13 protein-coding genes and 1 pseudogene are annotated in these 16,480 nt (G+C 70.7%); 11 read left to right on the top strand and 3 right to left on the bottom strand.

What is annotated here, in order from left to right; all coding sequences use genetic code 11:
* Positions 1–57 precede the first annotated feature (57 nt).
* Complete coding sequence (locus tag AB0O21_RS27735; RefSeq protein WP_365175335.1) at positions 58–1,230, top strand: hypothetical protein; 1,173 nt, start codon at positions 58–60, stop codon at positions 1,228–1,230.
* Between the two features lie 81 nt (positions 1,231–1,311).
* On the opposite strand, the pseudogene AB0O21_RS27730 reads toward AB0O21_RS27735, so the two are convergent.
* Positions 1,312–1,478: pseudogene (locus tag AB0O21_RS27730) on the bottom strand (CorA family divalent cation transporter); the annotation flags it as partial.
* Positions 1,479–1,493: 15 nt separating this feature from the next.
* Between AB0O21_RS27730 and AB0O21_RS27725 the strand changes: the two are divergent.
* Positions 1,494–2,702 (top strand): glycine amidinotransferase, encoded by a 1,209-nt coding sequence (locus AB0O21_RS27725; RefSeq protein WP_365175333.1) that lies wholly within the window; start codon positions 1,494–1,496, stop codon positions 2,700–2,702.
* Positions 2,703–3,107: 405 nt separating this feature from the next.
* Here AB0O21_RS27725 and AB0O21_RS27720 read toward each other — a convergent pair whose 3' ends face one another.
* Entirely contained in the window at positions 3,108–3,686 is a 579-nt protein-coding gene (locus AB0O21_RS27720; RefSeq protein WP_365175331.1) for an EF-hand domain-containing protein, read from the bottom strand.
* Between the two features lie 481 nt (positions 3,687–4,167).
* Here AB0O21_RS27720 and AB0O21_RS27715 point away from each other — a divergent pair, with 481 nt between their 5' ends.
* Positions 4,168–5,607: an FAD-dependent oxidoreductase gene (locus tag AB0O21_RS27715; RefSeq protein WP_365175329.1), complete on the top strand. Its 1,440-nt coding sequence runs from the start codon at positions 4,168–4,170 to the stop codon at positions 5,605–5,607.
* A 53-nt stretch (positions 5,608–5,660) separates the two neighbouring features.
* Complete coding sequence (locus AB0O21_RS27710) at positions 5,661–5,813, top strand: hypothetical protein (protein ID WP_365175327.1); 153 nt, start codon at positions 5,661–5,663, stop codon at positions 5,811–5,813.
* A 205-nt stretch (positions 5,814–6,018) separates the two neighbouring features.
* On the opposite strand, the gene AB0O21_RS27705 is transcribed toward AB0O21_RS27710, so the two are convergent.
* Positions 6,019–8,259, bottom strand: a complete 2,241-nt coding sequence (locus AB0O21_RS27705; protein ID WP_365175325.1) for a sulfatase-like hydrolase/transferase — start codon at positions 8,257–8,259, stop codon at positions 6,019–6,021.
* A 388-nt stretch (positions 8,260–8,647) separates the two neighbouring features.
* Here AB0O21_RS27705 and AB0O21_RS27700 point away from each other — a divergent pair, with 388 nt between their 5' ends.
* The 7 genes from AB0O21_RS27700 to AB0O21_RS27670 all read left to right on the top strand — a co-directional run bounded on the left by AB0O21_RS27700 (position 8,648) and on the right by AB0O21_RS27670 (position 16,469).
* Entirely contained in the window at positions 8,648–9,196 is a 549-nt protein-coding gene (locus tag AB0O21_RS27700; protein WP_365175323.1) for a rhodanese-like domain-containing protein, read from the top strand.
* Positions 9,193–11,529 (top strand): arylsulfatase, encoded by a 2,337-nt coding sequence (locus AB0O21_RS27695; protein ID WP_365175321.1) that lies wholly within the window; start codon positions 9,193–9,195, stop codon positions 11,527–11,529. Before AB0O21_RS27700 ends, AB0O21_RS27695 begins: the two co-directional genes overlap by 4 nt.
* 94 nt (positions 11,530–11,623) lie before the next feature.
* Positions 11,624–12,619: an amino acid ABC transporter permease gene (locus AB0O21_RS27690; RefSeq protein ID WP_365175319.1), complete on the top strand. Its 996-nt coding sequence runs from the start codon at positions 11,624–11,626 to the stop codon at positions 12,617–12,619.
* Positions 12,616–13,401, top strand: coding sequence for an amino acid ABC transporter ATP-binding protein (locus AB0O21_RS27685; RefSeq protein WP_365175317.1), 786 nt, complete (start codon positions 12,616–12,618; stop codon positions 13,399–13,401). The genes AB0O21_RS27690 and AB0O21_RS27685 overlap by 4 nt, the downstream gene beginning before the upstream one ends.
* Before the next feature lie 52 nt (positions 13,402–13,453).
* Positions 13,454–14,479, top strand: coding sequence for an ABC transporter substrate-binding protein (locus tag AB0O21_RS27680; RefSeq protein ID WP_365175315.1), 1,026 nt, complete (start codon positions 13,454–13,456; stop codon positions 14,477–14,479).
* A 7-nt stretch (positions 14,480–14,486) separates the two neighbouring features.
* Positions 14,487–15,194 (top strand): GNAT family N-acetyltransferase, encoded by a 708-nt coding sequence (locus AB0O21_RS27675; protein WP_365175313.1) that lies wholly within the window; start codon positions 14,487–14,489, stop codon positions 15,192–15,194.
* A 129-nt stretch (positions 15,195–15,323) separates the two neighbouring features.
* On the top strand, positions 15,324–16,469 hold the full coding sequence (locus AB0O21_RS27670; RefSeq protein WP_365175311.1) for an LLM class flavin-dependent oxidoreductase: 1,146 nt from the start codon (positions 15,324–15,326) through the stop codon (positions 16,467–16,469).
* Positions 16,470–16,480: the final 11 nt, after the last annotated feature.

Here is a 16,480-nt window from a genome sequence, read left to right as displayed (position 1 = left end):
GAGTCTGAACCGGGCTCACCGACACGTTCGGGTGTGCTTGCCTCGTTGGTTCAATTCATGCTGATACTGGCCGACGTGACCGAGAACAGCGCTGCGGCGCCCGCCGATCCGTTCGAGAGTAAGTTCGTCACCGGAACCTCCGGGGATATTATCGTGGCATCCAGAGGAAAAGGCGGCAAATATACCGAGCACCTTCGAGTGAAGGTTTCGAAGAATGCCAGGAAGCCCAAGCACACATGCACTGACGTGCGCTTCCACAACAACACGCAGGCGGTGGTGATGTGCGGCGACAGCAAGGCTGTCGTCGATCTCGGAACGCCGGGGTCCGCCGACACCCTCGGTTCCTCGCGGCTGCGCTGGCACATGGGGGAACACGGCAACAACGAGCATGCGGTCGAGCTGATTCCCGGCCCGTACATGGTGTCCGCCTCCAGCGGCGGCAGGGGCTACGGGCTCGAAGTCCGCAAACTCCACGCTGACGGGAGCGCCACGCTCGTACAGACATGCTCCCTCGCCTCCGGTCACGCGCTGAAGTGGGACAGGAAGCGAAACCTGCTGTGGGCGTTGGGATCGAGCGTGTTCCCGCAGACTTGGGAGTACCGGGACCCGAAGGAAAAGCTGGACCCCTACTGGACCTGCGAGGAGTCGGAGCACGTCTACGGGGTGTTGTGTGCCTACCCCCTGCGCGAGGGGCACGAGCGACCCCTCGGCCACCCCATGGTCTTCCCGCTCCCGGACTCGCAGGAACTGCCCGAGTCCGAAAACCCGAAGCATGGCAACTACGGCTGGCGGGAGGGCCCTCACGACTTCGCCCCGCTCCCGCGTCAGGACAAGTTCCTGGTGTCCACCGACATGCATTCCTTCGTCTTCGACATCGGCGAGGCGATGCGGTTGGGAGCGTCGTCCAAGGCGGAGATGAAGAAACTCTTCGTCCCGGCTGAGCAGAGCCTGCTCGAAGGATTCAAGTCACCGATGGAGTTCGACGAATTCAAGGCCGTCAGCATCCATTCCAATGGGGATGTCCTGATCTGTCAGGCGAGGATGGTGCCGCCGGGCCTCGAAACGGCGCAGGTGGAGACGGAGTACACGCCCGACTACGTCTCGTCCTGGCTCACCGTCTTCCGGCCGAGCACGAAAGAGCACTACTACCTGAAGCCGCCGGCGTACACGTATAAGGCGCGCTGGCACGAGGAGCCCGCCGGCTGGGAAGGGATCACGCTCCCGTCGTAGTGAGGGCGTGCAGCCTCCGCGGGCACCTGAGGACAACCGCGGGTGACGCACCCAGCCTCCCGGCCAGTGCCTCTTCTGCGGTCAGCCGCTTTTCTCGAGGATGAGGTACAGGCTGATGCAGACCACAGCCATCAGCAGGATCACGAAAGGGTAGCCGCCCGCCCGCTGGAGTCCGGCATGTCCTCGAAGTTCATGTCGTAGATGGTTCCCACCAGTGTCGGTGCAATCAGGATGGCGGCCCAGCCGGAGGAGGAGCACGAGCCGTGACAGGTGCGGCCGGAACACGTGACACCCAGCAGAGCCAGGATCAACCCCTCGAGGACCTGGGGTCCGGCGACGGGACCGGTCCGACGGTCAACAGCTATGACGAGTGGTCACCCCTCAAGGAGGTCGTACTCGGCTCGGGTCTGAACCACGACGCGCACGAACTCGACTTCTCCTTCCGTCTGTTCTTCCATGACGAGGCGCACGGGGCCTTCTACAGCCCCGCCTACGGAGCGCCGGGCGCGGTCAGCGTCCGCCGGGAGGTGAAGAAGAGATACGTGGAGGAGCTGAACGAGGACATCGAGGGCATGGCCGACGCCCTGCGGCAGGGCGGTGTCACGGTGCGCCGGCCCATGCCACTGACGGCGGCCGGGTCGGTGCGGACGCCCGCCTGGGAGGCCGGAGTGATGCCCGCGCTGAACGTCCGTGACCAGACGCTCGTCCTGGGCGGGGAGATCATCGAGACCCCGCCCCAGGTCCGTGCCCGCTACTTCGAATCGCACCATCTCAAGCCGCTGTTCTACGAGTACTTCCAGCGCGGCGCGAGATGGACGGTGATGCCGCGCCCGGTGATGACGGACCGCTCCTTCGACACCTCGTACGTCAGCGGCTCGACCACCGCGTCCATGCAGTACATCGCCGACCCGCATCCTTCGCAGCTGGACGTCGGCACAGAGATGATGATCGATGCCGCGCAGTGCGTGCGGTTCGGACAGGACGTCCTGGTCAACGTCTCCACGCAGAACCATCAACTGGGCTTCGACTGGCTGCAGCGGCACACCGCCGACCGCTTCCGGCTGCACCGCGTGTACCGGCTCGCCGACAACCACCTCGACAGCATCGTGCTGGCCCTGCGGCCCGGTGTCCTGCTGGTGCGCGACCCCTCGTTCGTCCCCCGGCTGCCGGAGCCGCTTCGCCGCTGGAAGATCATTTTCCCGCCGAAGCCGGACCTGAACTCCTTCCCCGACTACGAGGCCGACGACCTCGTCCTGACCAGCCCGTTCATCGACCTCAACGTGCTCTCGCTCTCCCCGGACACCGTCATGGTCAACGCGCTCTGCCCGGAACTGATCCGCACGTTGGAGAAGCACGGCTTCACCGTGGTGCCGGTCCGTCACCGCCACCGCCGACTGTTCGGCGGAGGCTTCCACTGCTTCACCCTGGACACCGTTCGCGAGGGGTCCGGTCCCGAGAACTACTTCGATTGACGGGTGGGGGTGGGCGACAACGGTGAACCCGAGCCCGAGGCTGTGCGATTGGCGCGGCCCTTCGCGGCCTGCGGGCCAACCAAGAACGCTTCATCTCGCAGGGGGTGCACAGCCGCCCCGTCAGCTCGGCGCCGCCGGACGGCCCCCCGGAGCGCGGCCTGCCGGGCGGCCCGGCCGTTCTGGAGGGGGAGTCGGAACGGCCCGGGTGGGGGAGCGGAGCGGCCCCGGCCCAACGGGCCGTGAATCCCGGGCCCCGTGAAACGGGAAGCGAAGCGCAGGGCCCCGGCGGGGGCCGGCCCTTTGCTCGGCGAAGGCGAGCACCACCAAGTGCAGTGCGCGGCGCCGCTCGTGTGTACGTCCCGAGCCGGGTGCGGGGAGGCGGGGAAGGGGCCGGCGGTGTGGGTGTTAGAAGCGGCCGAACGAGTGGGCGGCGGGGTGGCCGGGCTCGACGCCGGTGTAGAAGGCCTCGATTGACGTGATGACGGCGTTGACGGAGATGGTGCCGTCGGCGGCGGTGAGGTGGGGGCTGGTCTTCTTCACGGCGTCTTCGGTTGCTCCGAGCGCGGTCATCATGCGGTGGTATTCGTCGGCGTTGAGCTTGCCGTCGCTGTCCGTGTCGGCTGCCTCGGCGATGGCTTCGTACCAGGGCTGGGCGGTCTGCGTGAAGCCATCCGCAGTTCCGAGCATCGACTCGGTGACCGCCCGCTGGAATTCCTGGGGTGTGATCTGGGAGTCGCTGTTGACGTCCGCGGCTTCGGCCAGGTTGTTCCAGTAGCGCTCGGCGCCGTGGGAGAGCTTCTTTCCCTCGGGGGATTCGGGCGTGAGCCCGAATCGGTTCAGGACGTCTCCTGACATCTTTTCGAAGTCCGCCTTGCTGATGACGCCGTCGCGGTCGTGGTCGATGCTGTTGAAGCGCGTGGTCATCTTGCGCTGGAAGAAGTCCTTGTCCACCTTTGCGGCCTTTCCCGGTCGGATCGCGATCACGGATCGGTGATCATTCTTTCCGCTGTCACCGCGGCGCTTGGTCAGGACGGGCCGGAGTCGGGGGTGAACGCGCGAAGGACAGGTTGACGCTGTACCAGGTGTCAGGGGGCGGGCTTCGCACCTTCGGCTGTCGTTGACTGGCCGACGGCGGTGCCCGCCGCCGGTTGACCGGCGGCCTCACGCCCGGACCGGCGGGCCGGCCGACGGTCCGGGCGTGGACGTGCTGCCGGATCCCGGTCATGGGGCTGACCCTCGACCGCCCCATCGCCCTCCAGCCCGAAATCCTCACCGCCGTCTCGAGGCCACGCCGGCCCACATCGCCCACCTCAACACCTGCTGTCGGGGTACTTGCCAAAGTGCCCACAGAGGTACGGATGCCCTGTGCTCGCTGCCTGGTGGTGCGGCTGGTGGCTTGAGGGCGGTGGGTGTGGGGGAGGCTTCCGTGACACTTCGGGGTGAAGGGGCTGGTGGGGTGGGGCGGATGGTTGTGGACGTGGTGGTGGCGGGCAACGGGGTGCTCGGGTGGTCGGTTGCGGTGGAGCTGGCGCGCCGTTGCCCGGGTTTGCGGGTGGTGGTGGTCGGCCCGGTCGCCAGGCCCGGCTCGGCAACGGTCGCGGCCGGTGCGATGCTCAACTGCTTCGCGGAAGTCACGGACACGACTTCCGGTCATCCGGTGTCGCGGGCGAAGTTCGCGCTGGCCCGGGCCGCTCTGGACGCCTGGCCCGACTGGCTCGAAGCCGTACGTGACGGGGAGGGGCCGGCGCCCCGGTTGGTGTCGCCGGGCACGTTCGTCGTCCTGGGCGCGCAGGCCACCCCCACAGCCGTACGCAACTTCGACGCGGTCCAGGCGGCGCTGAAGGAGCACGGGGAGCCGCATCAGGAAGTGCAGCCCGAAGACATCCCGGGCCTGCGCCCTGTGCCCCACGAACGACCGGTCCGTGCCCTCTACCTGGAACGCGAGGGCGCCGTCGACGCCCGCGCCGTCCTCACCGCCCTGGAACGCCGCGGCCGCCGCCTGGGCGTCACCTTCGTCGACGGCCACGCATCCCGGCTACTGACGGCCAACGGCCACGTCACCGGGATGCGTCTCGCCGACGGCAGCCAGATCTCCGCAGGCGCTGTCGTGGTGGCCGCCGGAGCCGCCTCCCAGACCCTCCTGGACCAGGCCCTCCCGCACCGAACCCCGCCGCTGCTGCACGGCACGGGCTGCGCGGTGACGACCCTGCGCCATGCCGGTCCCGGTTTCGACCGGGTGATCCGCACCCCCACCCGTTCCGGGGCGTGCGGCATGCACCTGGTCCCGCTGGGCGGCGGAATCGAGTACCTCGGCGCGACGAACATCGTCTGCTTCGACCCGCCCGAGGGCCCCCGCCTGGGTGTCACCCAGTTCCTGCTGCGGTTCGCCACCGACCAGTTCGACACCCGCCTGGCGATGTCGGCCGTCCGGAACTGGCACTACGCCCACCGCCCCGTCCCCCTGGACCGCTTCCCCCTCCTGGGCCCCACCCACCTCGACAGCCTCCACGTCGCCACGGGCACCTACCGCGACGGCTTCCACAGCTCACCCGTCATCGCCCGCCACCTCACCGACCAGATCCTGGGCCCCGCCGTCCAGCCCGAACTCCTGGCCCCCTTCGCGCCGGAGCGGGCCCCGGTCGAGACGATGACGGTCGAGGAGTCGGTAGACCTGTTCGTGGCCGACGCCGTCGAGACAGCCACCGAATACGGGATGCGGCTGCCCTACTTCCTCGACACCGACCCCATCGCCGCCCAGGCACGTGCCGAAGCCCACCAGGCCCTCCAACGCCTCGACCGCCCGATCGCGCTCCAGCCCGAGATCCTCACCGCTATCCGCGAGGCCACGCCCGCCCACATCGCCCACCTCAACAGCTACCTCCGCACCACGGCCCCAGTGGTGTAGGAGCGGTGTCGCCCTGGCGTGGCTGTCGGCCATCGGCACCAGGTCCCCTGCCCGTGGGCCTCACGATCGAAGGGTTCCCTTCGACGTGCTACGACCGCACTCAGGAGACCAACATCCTCGTCAAGGCCCGGTACAGCTCGCCGCTCGGCACCGGGCTCACCCCCTTCACCGACCGCCTCGAAGGACACTTCAGCCGCAGACAGTGACGGCCTCCGGGATGCTGCTTCATCACCGGCGGCTACCAGGCCGCTGCCTGGGTGCCGGAGTGCTCATTGCGCACCGCACCGGGGCGGGCTGGAACGGCCGGAGCCGTGGAAGAGAAGGGCACAACGTGTCCCGCCGAAGGGTCTCGGCGCGGCTGGCGCCTTGGTGTGGTCCGGAACGGCCTCTCCGGCCTGTGGGCTGGAGTGTTCACTCCACTGTGACGTGGGCCAGGGCCCAGGAGGTGTGGTCGAAGGAGGTGCGGTTGTTGGCGTCCTCGACCACGAGGCGCAGGACGCGTACCCCGCGGACGTCCAGGTCGACGCGGACCGGGCCGGTGGCCGCGGTCAGTGTTGGGGTGGTGAGCAGCAGGCGGTCGTCGCCGTAGACCTTGGCGCGGGTGGCACCGGCGCTGCTCTGCTTGGCGGAGAAGTCGTCGATGCCGACCAGCGAGGTGAACCGGGTGGCGGCGGCGCCGAGGTGGTAGGCGATGTCGCTGGGCGCGTGGACGCCCAGGCCCTTGGGGTACGTCGTACCGCCGAAGGAGATCGGCGGGCCGTCGCCGACGGCGTTCTTGCCGTTGGAGGCGTCGCGCTCGACCGGCCCCCAGCCGTTGGCGGCGCTGATCCAGGTGAGGTCGGAGAGGTACGAGTCGCGGACGGGGGCGGCCGGCGGCGTCGGGACGGTGTCCGTCGCCGGATAGCGGACCGGCCCGGACGGCGTGTCGGCGGTGCCTTCCGCGGTGAGCGCCCACGCGGTCGCCGGAGCGGCGTCGGCGGGCGGGACCACCTGCCAGGAGGCGGTGAGGCGGCCGCCCGCGGCGAGCTGTTCCGCCGTGGCCGGGGAGGCGGGGGCCACGGTCCAGCCGGCGGGGGCGCGCAGGACGAGCGAGGCGTTGGTCCAGGGCCGCGCGGAGCCGTTGTCCAGCGTGGCGGTCACGGTGAACGCCTCACCGGGGACAGCCAGCCTGGGCAGGGTCAGCCGCGTGCCGAACGGTGTGCGGGGATAGGTGTCCTTCCAGGAGGAGCGCATCAGCGCGACGAGTTCGGCGGCCTTCGCCGGGTGCTTGTCGATGACGTTGCGGGTCTCGCCGGGATCGGTGGCCAAGTCGTACAGCTCCACCTGCCACTTGTCGTCGGGGAGGCTGTGGTCCCGCTCGGGGGCGAAGCGAACTGCCTTCCAGTTGTCCCGGCGGACTGCCTCGGCCAGCCACGTGGCACGTTTGTTGTCCTGTGCGTTGGCTCGGCTGGTGACGCCCCACTCGTCGCGGAACCAGTACAGGTGTCCGTGGCGGGCCGAGTCGGTGCTGCCGGCGAGGAGGGGAGCGGCGGACAGGCCGTCCACGCCGGTGGGGGAGGGGGCGCCGCCGAGCTCGGCCAGGGTGGGGAGCACGTCGGTCAGCGGGGTCGGACGGTCGCTGGTGCCCTGCCTGACCCGGCCGGGGCCCCAGGCGATGAGCGGGACCCGTACGCCGCCCTCGTAGAGGTTGCGCTTGTAACCGCGCAGCGGGCCGTTGGCGTCGAACAGGTCGGGGTTGACCCCTCCCTCCTCGTGGGGGCCGTTGTCGCTGGTGACGAGGACGACGGTGTCCTGCTCCAGCCCGCGGGCGCGGAGCCGGTCGACCACCTTGCCGACGAGCGCGTCGAAGTAGCTGACCTGGGCCGCGTGCCCCTTGTTCGCGGCCGTCCAGCCGCGATCGTCGTACGCGCTGGTGTCGGGTACGTCGCTGGGCGCGTGCGGCACGTTCGGGGTGAGCAGCAGCAGGAACGGCTCGTCGGCGTGGGCGTCGATGAACTCCAGGGCGCGCTGCTCCAGCAGGTCCGGGGCGTACACGGCCTTCGCGCCGCCGGCGTTGGCGGCGATGGGTTCTTTGGCATCGTTGTGCCACAGGTACTCGGGGTAGTACTCGTGGGCGTGGCCGTGCGTGATGTAGCCGTAGAACTCCTCGAACCCGCGGGCGGCCGGATGGCTGTCCTGGCCGGCGGCCTCCGGCCCGAACCCCCACTTGCCGATCACGGCGGTCCGGTAGCCGCGGGCCCGGAGCACCTGGGCGAAGGTGGTGTCGGCGGCGGTGAGCGAACCCTGGCCCCCGGAGGAGGGGTTGGCACGCACGGTGGAGTGGCCGGTGTGCAGTCCGGTCAGCAGGGAGCAGCGGGAGGGTGCGCAGACGGCGGCGGTGGAGTATGCGTCGGTGAAGCGCAGTCCCTCGGCGGCGAGCCGGTCCAGGCGGGGTGTGGTGATCAGCTTCTGGCCGTAGGCGCCGAGTTCGCCGTAGCCGAGGTCGTCGGCAAGGACGACGACGACGTTCGGCGGCCTGCCGACCGGGCCGTCCCCCGTCTCCGGGACCGCCACCGAGGCCGCTGCCTGCTCCGACCCGGCGACGGTGGTAGTGGCGGCGGTCAGGCCGAGCACGGCGGACGAGCCGGCCAGGAAGGTACGGCGGCTGGGCATGGGTGACTGCTCCTCGATGGCGGCTGCGGGTGTTCAGCCGATCATGGGTCGGCGAACCAAACCTGTTCCATGCACAGGGCATGAAGAACATGTGTCGGCGCCCTGCGCCGCGGAGCCGTTTCCTTCGCTCGCCCTGGCGCACTCGTCGTCGAGCCGGACGTCCGCCACCGTCCCCGTGCCCCGCTGGTGTCCCACGAGTACCGACGATGAACGCCCTATTGAGACGTCCGGGCGAGCCCCGGTTGTTGCCGCTGCATGGCGACCTCATGGCAGTCGTGCGGCCTCCCGTCCGGGCGGCCCGGAAGTGCCTAACATCCCCGGCACGGCCTGGCCCCCATGGACCCCGTAGGCCCTGCCCGTTCCGACCTAGCCAAGGACCAGTTCCGCCATGAGCGTTTCCCCCACCCTCAGCGTCGGCGAAGCGAAGGCCCGCCTGCCCCAGCTGACCGTCGTTGACGTCCGGACCCCCGGCGAATTCACCTCCGGTCATCTGCCGGACTCCGTCAACGTCCCCCTCGACCGGATCGAGCGGAGCCTGCCCGAGCTCCGGCAGGCCGCCGAGCGGGGCGCCCTGTTGCTGGTGTGCGCCTCCGGAGCCCGCTCCGGGAAGGCCGCGGCGGCCCTCGCCGCGCACGGGGTCCCCGCTGCCAGCCTCACCGGCGGCACCAGCGCCTGGACGGCCGCCGGCCATGGCCTTCATTCCCCGGACGGCCCGGCCCGGGCCGTGTGGGGGATGGAACGCCAGGTCCGCTTCACCGCGGGCGCCGTCGTGCTGCTCGGCCTGCTCCTCGGGCTGTTCGTGCACCCGGTCTTCCAGCTGCTGTCCGCGGCGATCGCCGCGGGCTTGGTGTTCTCCGCGCTCACCGACACCTGCGGTATGGCGGTGGTCCTCGGCCGGCTGCCGTTCAACCGCCGCGGCAGTGAGGCCCGCCCGTGACCGAGCCGACCGGTACCCCGAACCGCCGTGACCCCTACGAGGGGTTCGCGGGCCACGTGGGCCGCACCTTCGCCGAGTCCGAACCCGCCTGGCCGCCGCGGCGCACGCTCGGCGGCGGCGCCCCGAACATCGTCGTGGTCCTCGTCGACGACATGGGCTACAGCGACATCGGCCCCTTCGGCGCCGAGATCGCCACTCCCGTGCTCGACGGGCTGGCCGCGGACGGCCTGCGGCTGGCCAACTACCACACCATGCCGCTGTGCTCCCCCGCCCGAGCGGCCCTGCTCACGGGCCTCAACCCGCACCGCGTCGGGTACTCGACGGTCGCCAACTCCGACCCCGGATTCCCCGGTTACGGTATGGAGATCGGCCAGGACGTCCCAACCCTTGCCGAGGTGCTGCACGACGCGGGATACGCCACCTACGCGGTCGGCAAATGGCACCTGACCCGCGACTCCGCCTCCAACGCCGCCGACGACCGGCGCAACTGGCCGCTGCAGAAGGGCTTCGACCGGTACTACGGCGTGCTGGAGGGCCTGACCAGCCTGTTCCACCCCCACCAACTGGTCCGCGACAACAGCCCACTCGACATCGACGAACTGCCCGACGGCTACTACTACACCGACGACATCACTGACGAGGCCATCGCCATGGTGAAGTCGCTGCGCGCGCACGACCCCGACAAGCCGTTCTTCCTCTACCTCGCGCACAACGCCGTCCACGGTCCGCTCCAGGCCAAGCCCGAGGACATCGAGCGGCAGCGCGGACGCTACGACGGCGGCTGGGACACGCTGCGCGGCACCCGCTTCGCCCGCCAGATCGCCGACGGCCTGTTCCCCGCGGGCACCGCCCTCCCGGACCGCAACTCCGAGGCCGGCCACGACGTCCCGCCCTGGGACGGGCTCACGCCCGATCAGCAGCACCGCTACGCCCGCTACATGGAGGTGTACGCGGCGATGGTCGACAACATCGACCAGAACCTCGGGCGGCTCACCGACACCCTGCGCGCCCTCGGCGAACTCGACAACACCATCGTGCTGTTCACCTCCGACAACGGCGGCACCGGCGAGGGCGGGGCGGAGGGCACCCGCAGCTACTTCAGCCGCTTCGTCCACCAGCCCGTCCCCGACGACTGGGACCCGGACGTGGCGCGGGACACCGAGCTCATCGGCGGCCCGCGGAGCCTGGTGCACTACCCGCGCGGCTGGGGAATGGCCTCCAACACCCCGTTCCGGCTGTACAAGGGCCAGACCTACGCGGGCGGGGTGCGCGTCCCGTTCGTCATCTCCTGGCCGGACGGGCTGCGGCGCGGCGGTGACGACCCCGGCATCCGCCACCAGTACCAGTACGTCACCGACGTCACCCCCACCCTCCTGGACCTGGTGGGCGTACGGCGGCCCGAGCAGTGGCGTTCGCGCCCCGCGCAGGAACCGGACGGGGTCAGCTTCACCCCGGTGCTGCGCGACGCCCGGACCCCGGGCGCGCACACCGAGCAGTACTGCGAGATGTCCGGGAACCGCAGCTACTACCGGGACGGCTGGAAGCTGGTCACCCTGCACCGGCCGGGCGCCCCGTACGACGACGGCGAATGGGCGCTGTACGACCTGACGACCGACCCGACCGAGACCACCGACGTCGCCGCCGACCACCCGGAGGTGGTGAAGGAGCTGGCCGCGGCCTGGGAAGCGGCGGCCTGGCGCAACGGCGTCTTCCCCCTCTCCGACGGCAGCGGGGCGCTCGCCCGGCGCCATCCCGCCGAGGAGCGGTTCCACCGCCCCCTCACGCTCCTGCCGGGCACCCCGGAGCTGGAGCGCTACCGGTCCTCCCGGCTGATCTCCTTCCGCTCCTTCGACGTCACTGTCGAGCTCGACGAGCACGGCGCCGGTGACCAGGGCGTGCTGGTGTCCCACGGTGACCAGGGCGGCGGCTACAGCCTGTACGTCGAAGACGGGCGGCTGCGCTTCGCCTACAACGAGTACGGCAGGCTGCACGAGGCCGACGCCGGTCCGCTGCCCGTCGGACGACGGACCGTCACCCTGTCGGCCACCGCATTGGAGGGCCTGCGCTGGGAGTTCCGGCTGCTGGTCGACGGAGTGCAGACGGGGCGACTGGCCGGCAGCGTGCACCAGCTCATCGGGATGGCCCCGCTCCAGGGCATCAGCGTGGGAGTGGACCGCAAGTCGCCGGTCTCCTGGCCGGTGTACGAGCGCCACCGGGGCTTCCGCTACACCGGCGGCCTGCGATCCGTGACGTACACGCCCGGCGCGCAGGCGCCGTACGCCCCGGAACTGGTGGCCCGCGCGCTGCGCGAGGCGGCCGCCGCATTCGAATGAACTGCTGTGCATTGTGTCCGGCGGAGGCGTTGTGTGTCCCGCCCGTGAATTCGCCGGTACAGCCGGCCCGATACCCGTTCCCGGAATTCCGAATATGACCGAGCCTGCGGGAGTGTCCTTGACCGAATCGATTCTCCTGACCGCGCCGTCCGGCCCTTCCGGACGGTCCGGTCCGCCCGCTCCGGCAGAGCGGGTGCTGCCGCTGCGGCGGCCCGGGCGGTGGGTCGCCACCCTCGTCGTGCTGGTGCTGGCCTCCCAGGCCGCGCACGGGCTGCTGACCAACCCCTTCTACCAGTGGGACCGGTTCGCGTACTGGGTCACCCGGCCGGTGATCCTGGACGGTCTGCTCGTCACACTCCAGGTGGCCGCGTACAGCGCGGTCCTGGGGCTGCTGGGCGGCATCCTGCTGGCCCTCGGCAGGCTGTCGGCCAGCCCGGTACTGCGGACGGTGAGCTGGACGTACATCTGGCTGCTGCGCTCCGTGCCGCTGATCGTCGTCCTGCTCTTCCTCTACAACCTCAGCGCCCTGTACCCCACGCTGAGCCTCGGGGTGCCGTTCGGTCCGGCCCTCGTCACCTTCGACGAGTCGAAGCTGGCCACCGACATGGCCGTGGCGGTCGTGGGACTGAGCCTGGTCGAAGCGGCGTACGCCGCGGAGGTGGTCCGGGCCGGGCTGCTTTCCGTGGACCATGGCCAGCACGAGGCCGCCGCCGCGCTCGGACTGCCCAAGCGCTACCAGTTCGCCCGGATCGTGTTCCCGCAGGCCCTGCGCTCCATCGTGCCCAGCTACGTCAACCAGCTGATCGGGCTCGTCAAGGCCACCTCGCTGGTGTTCTACGTGTCACTGCTGGACCTGTTCGGCTCGGTGCAGAGCCTGGGCGCCACCTACCCCGGGGACGTGGTGCCGCTGCTGCTGGTCGCCACCGCCTGGTACGTGGTCCTGACCAGCGTCGTGTCCGTCGTGCAGTTCTACGTCGAGCGGTACTACGCGCGCGGGGCACTGCGGACCATGCCGCCCACCCCCCTGCAGCGGGCCCGGGCGGGCCTGCGCGAGCTGCGGGCACACTTCCGGAAGGAGACCGCGCGATGACCACCACCGCCACGACGGGTCCGCCCGCCGCCATCGAGGTGCACGACGTGCACAAGTGGTACGGCGACCGGCGGGTCCTCGACGGGGTGAGCCTGAACGTCCCGCCGGGCACGGTCACCGCGGTGATCGGCCGCTCCGGCTCCGGCAAGTCGACCCTGCTGCGGGTCGTCAACCACCTGGAGAAGCCAGAGGCCGGTCAGGTCAGCGTGGGCGGCGAGCTGGTCGGCGTACGGAGGCACGGGACACGGCTCAAGGAGCTGAGCGAACGCGCGATCCTCGCCCAGCGCGCGCGGATCGGCTTCGTCTTCCAGAACTTCAACCTCTTCCCCCACCTCACCGTGCTCGACAACGTGGCCGCGGCGCCGGTGGCGACCGGACGGCTGCCCAGGCCGGAGGCCCGTGCGCTCGCCCGTGAGCTGCTGGAACGGGTCGGTCTCGGCAGCCGGGCCGACGCCTACCCGCGGCAGCTCTCGGGCGGGCAGCAGCAGCGGGTGGCCATCGCCCGCGCGCTCGCGCTGCGGCCTGGCGTCATCCTCTTCGACGAGCCGACCTCCGCGCTCGACCCGGAACTGGTCGGCGAGGTGCTGGCCGTCATCAAGGACCTGGCCGGTGGCGGGACCACCCTTCTGATCGTCACGCACGAGATCGGCTTCGCCCGCGAAGTCGCCGACGAGATCGTCTTCCTGGACGACGGCCGGATCGTCGAGCAGGGCCCGCCCGAGCAGGTCCTGGACAACCCGGTCCACCCCCGGACCCGGGAGTACCTGAGCAAAGTGCTCTGACCGCGTACCCCGCCCCGTACCCCCTAACCCGCGAGTCGAAGGAACGTCACCCATGCACCGCCTGAAGCCATTCCGCAGAGCCCTCGCCACCGCGGCCGCCGCCGCGACTCTCGTCGCCGGGCTCACTGCCTGCGGCGGCAAGAGCGCAGCCACCGGAGCCGGCGGGAGCGGTGCCCCGGCGGGCACCGCCACGGTCACCGTCGGCGCCCTGTCCAACGGCGCCGCGCAGCAGACCGACCTCACCGTCCCGGTGGAGGAGTCCCTCCGGGCGAAACTGCCCGAGGCCGTCCGTGATCGGGGGGAACTGGTCATCGGGGTGGGCGCGCTGCCCGCCGGGTTCCCGCCGCTGGCGTACGTCGGCACCGACCAGAAGACCCTGACCGGCGCGGAGCCGGACCTCGGACGGCTGGTGGCCGCAACGCTCGGGCTGAAGCCGGTGGTGAAGAACTCCACCTGGGAGAACCTGTTCGTCGGCATCGACAGCGGCAAGGTCGAGGTGGGCTTCACCAACGTCACCGTCACCGAGGAGCGGAAGAAGAAGTACGAGTTCGCCTCGTACCGGCAGGACAACCTGGCCTTCGAGGTACTGAAGGACAACCCCTGGAACTTCGGGGGTGACTACCGCAACCTCGCGGGCAAGACGGTCGCGGTTGCCCGGGGCACCAACCAGGAGAAGATCCTCCTGGAGTGGCAGGCGAGACTGCGGTCCGAGGGCAAGGACATCGACGTCAAGTACTTCCCGGACAGCAACAGCACCTACCTGGCGCTCAGCGGCAAGAAGATCGACATCACCTTCGTGCCGAACCCGTCCAGCGCCTATCACATCACCCAGACGGCCAACAGCGGCACGCCGACCCGGAACGCGGGTCAGTTCTCCGGCGCGGGGGAGACCCTCCAGGGGCTGATCGCGGCGACAGCCAAGAAGGACAGCGGGCTGGCCGAGCCCGTCGCGGCCACGATCAACCACCTGATCCAGAACGGGCAGTACGCGAAGCTGCTGGCGGCCTGGAACCTGTCCGAGGAGGCCGTGAAGACCTCCGAGGTCAATCCGCCCGGCCTGCCCCTGACCAACTCCTGAGCCACCGATGCCACCCCATGTCCTGGACAATCCCGCCTGGGCCTCGCTCTCCGGTCCGCACGCCCCGTTCGCCGTGCCGGCTCCGGACGGCGGCCGCGCCGCCCGCTACCGCGACGACGTCTCCCCCTTCGCCGCCCTCGCCGACCCCGGAGACCCCCGCTCCTGGCATGATTTGCAGGCCCTGACCGGTCCCGGGCAGGTCGTCGGGCTCACCGGCCTGCTGGACCCGCCCGACGGCTGGGAGACCGTGGGCTCGGTCCCGGGCGTACAACTCGTCGACACCGGACTGCGCGCCGAACCGGCGCCCGAGGCGGTGCGCCTCGGCCCGGCCGACGTACCGGAGATGCTCGACCTCGTCGCCCTCGCCCAGCCGGGCCCGTTCCTGCCCCGGACCGTGGAACTGGGCAGGTACCTCGGGATCCGCCACGAGGGCCGGCTGATCGCGATGGCGGGGGAGCGGCTTCGGCCACCCGGCTGGACGGAGATCAGCGCGGTGTGCACCCACCCCGGCCACCGGGACCGGGGGCTGGCGACCCGGCTGGTGCGCGCGGTGGCCGCGGGCATACGGGAACGCGGAGAGGTGCCGTTCCTGCACACTGGGGCGTCCAACACCGCGGCGATCCGGCTGTACGAGTCGATCGGCTTCACGCTGCGCAGGCGGCCGCTGTTCCTCGCGGTCCGGACACCGGGCAACAAGGCTGCCAAATTCCCTTAATACTGCGGTCATTGTGCCGCTGTTCCGTACGCCGTAGCTTTTTTTCGAGCCGGTCCGGAAGATTTCCCGGACCCGTTTTCCCTACTACCCCTTCTTTTCCTTCCTTCACCACGGTCGATCAGAAAGGCGTTGTTCGACGTGTCCGAACTGCACCTCGCCGTCGCGCTCGACGGCGCCGGCTGGCACCCGGCTGCCTGGCGGGAGCCGGGCGCCCGGCCCGCTGAACTGTTCACGGCCCGGTACTGGGCCGACGTCGTCGCCGAGGCGGAGGCCGGGCTGCTGGACTTCGTCACCTTCGAGGACGGTCTGGCCCTCCAGTCGTCCGCGGCGGCGGAACCCGACGCGCGCACGGACCGGGTGCGCGGGCGGCTGGACGCGGTGCTGACCGCCGCCCGGATCGCGCCGCTGACCCGGCACATCGGTCTGGTCCCGAGCGTGACGGCCACGCACACCGAGCCCTTCCACATCTCGAAGGCGATCGCCACGCTCGACTACGTCAGCCGGGGCCGGGCGGGCCTGCACGTACAGACCTCCGGACTGCCGTACGAGGCACGGCACTTCGGGCGCCGCGAGTTCCCCGCGCCGGTGGGCGAGCTGGCCGAGGAGGCCGCCGACCACGTGGAGGTGGTGCGCCGGCTGTGGGACAGCTGGGAGGACGACGCGGAGATCCGGGACGTGGCCACCGGCCGGTTCGTCGACCGCGACAAGCTGCACTACATCAACTTCGAGGGACCGCACTTCAGCGTCCGGGGGCCGTCGATCACCCCGCGTCCGCCGCAGGGACAGCCCCTTGTCACGGCCTCGGCCGGCACGGTGGCCCCCCGCGCCGCCCTGGTCGACCTCGTGTACGTCACCCCGCGCGACCTGGACGAGGCACGGGCCGCGGCCGCCGTGCTGCCCCCGCCACCCGGCCTTCGGCACGTCTTCGCCGACCTCACCGTGTTCCTGGACGAGGACGGCCCGGCGGCCGCCGCCCGCCGCGACCGGCTCGACCGGGTCGCAGGCGCCCCGGCCCCCACCGACGCCGCCACGTTCAGCGGGACCCCCGCCGAGCTCGCGGACCTGCTTCAGGAGTGGCGGGAGACGGGCCTGACCGGTTTCCGGCTGCGTCCCGGCGTCATGGCCCACGACCTGCCCGCCATCACCCGCCGGCTGGTGCCCGAGCTCCAGCGGCGCGGCGTGTTCCGCAGTACGTACGAGGCGTCCTCGCTGCGCGGTCTGCTGGGTCTGGAACGCCCCGCCAACCGCTACGCCGCCGCAGCCCTCACGGCCTGACCTCGGATCCG

It is taken from the genome of Streptomyces sp. NPDC091371 (assembly GCF_040684275.1).
In the GTDB taxonomy this organism is placed as follows: domain Bacteria; phylum Actinomycetota; class Actinomycetes; order Streptomycetales; family Streptomycetaceae; genus Streptomyces.
The sequence above is the reverse complement of the archived record's forward strand: the minus strand, read 5'-3'. Positions and strand labels throughout refer to the sequence as shown.

What these genes read in the sequence shown, in the direction of transcription:
- AB0O21_RS27690 (WP_365175319.1), top strand. Translation starts at nt 11,624, where the DNA reads ATGACCGAGCCTGCGGGAGTGTCCTTGACCGAATCGATTCTCCTGACC.
- AB0O21_RS27705 (WP_365175325.1), bottom strand. Translation starts at nt 8,259, where the DNA reads ATGCCCAGCCGCCGTACCTTCCTGGCCGGCTCGTCCGCCGTGCTCGGC.
- AB0O21_RS27700 (WP_365175323.1), top strand. Translation starts at nt 8,648, where the DNA reads ATGAGCGTTTCCCCCACCCTCAGCGTCGGCGAAGCGAAGGCCCGCCTG.
- AB0O21_RS27715 (WP_365175329.1), top strand. Translation starts at nt 4,168, where the DNA reads ATGGTTGTGGACGTGGTGGTGGCGGGCAACGGGGTGCTCGGGTGGTCG.
- AB0O21_RS27675 (WP_365175313.1), top strand. Translation starts at nt 14,487, where the DNA reads ATGCCACCCCATGTCCTGGACAATCCCGCCTGGGCCTCGCTCTCCGGT.
- AB0O21_RS27735 (WP_365175335.1), top strand. Translation starts at nt 58, where the DNA reads ATGCTGATACTGGCCGACGTGACCGAGAACAGCGCTGCGGCGCCCGCC.
- AB0O21_RS27680 (WP_365175315.1), top strand. Translation starts at nt 13,454, where the DNA reads ATGCACCGCCTGAAGCCATTCCGCAGAGCCCTCGCCACCGCGGCCGCC.
- AB0O21_RS27685 (WP_365175317.1), top strand. Translation starts at nt 12,616, where the DNA reads ATGACCACCACCGCCACGACGGGTCCGCCCGCCGCCATCGAGGTGCAC.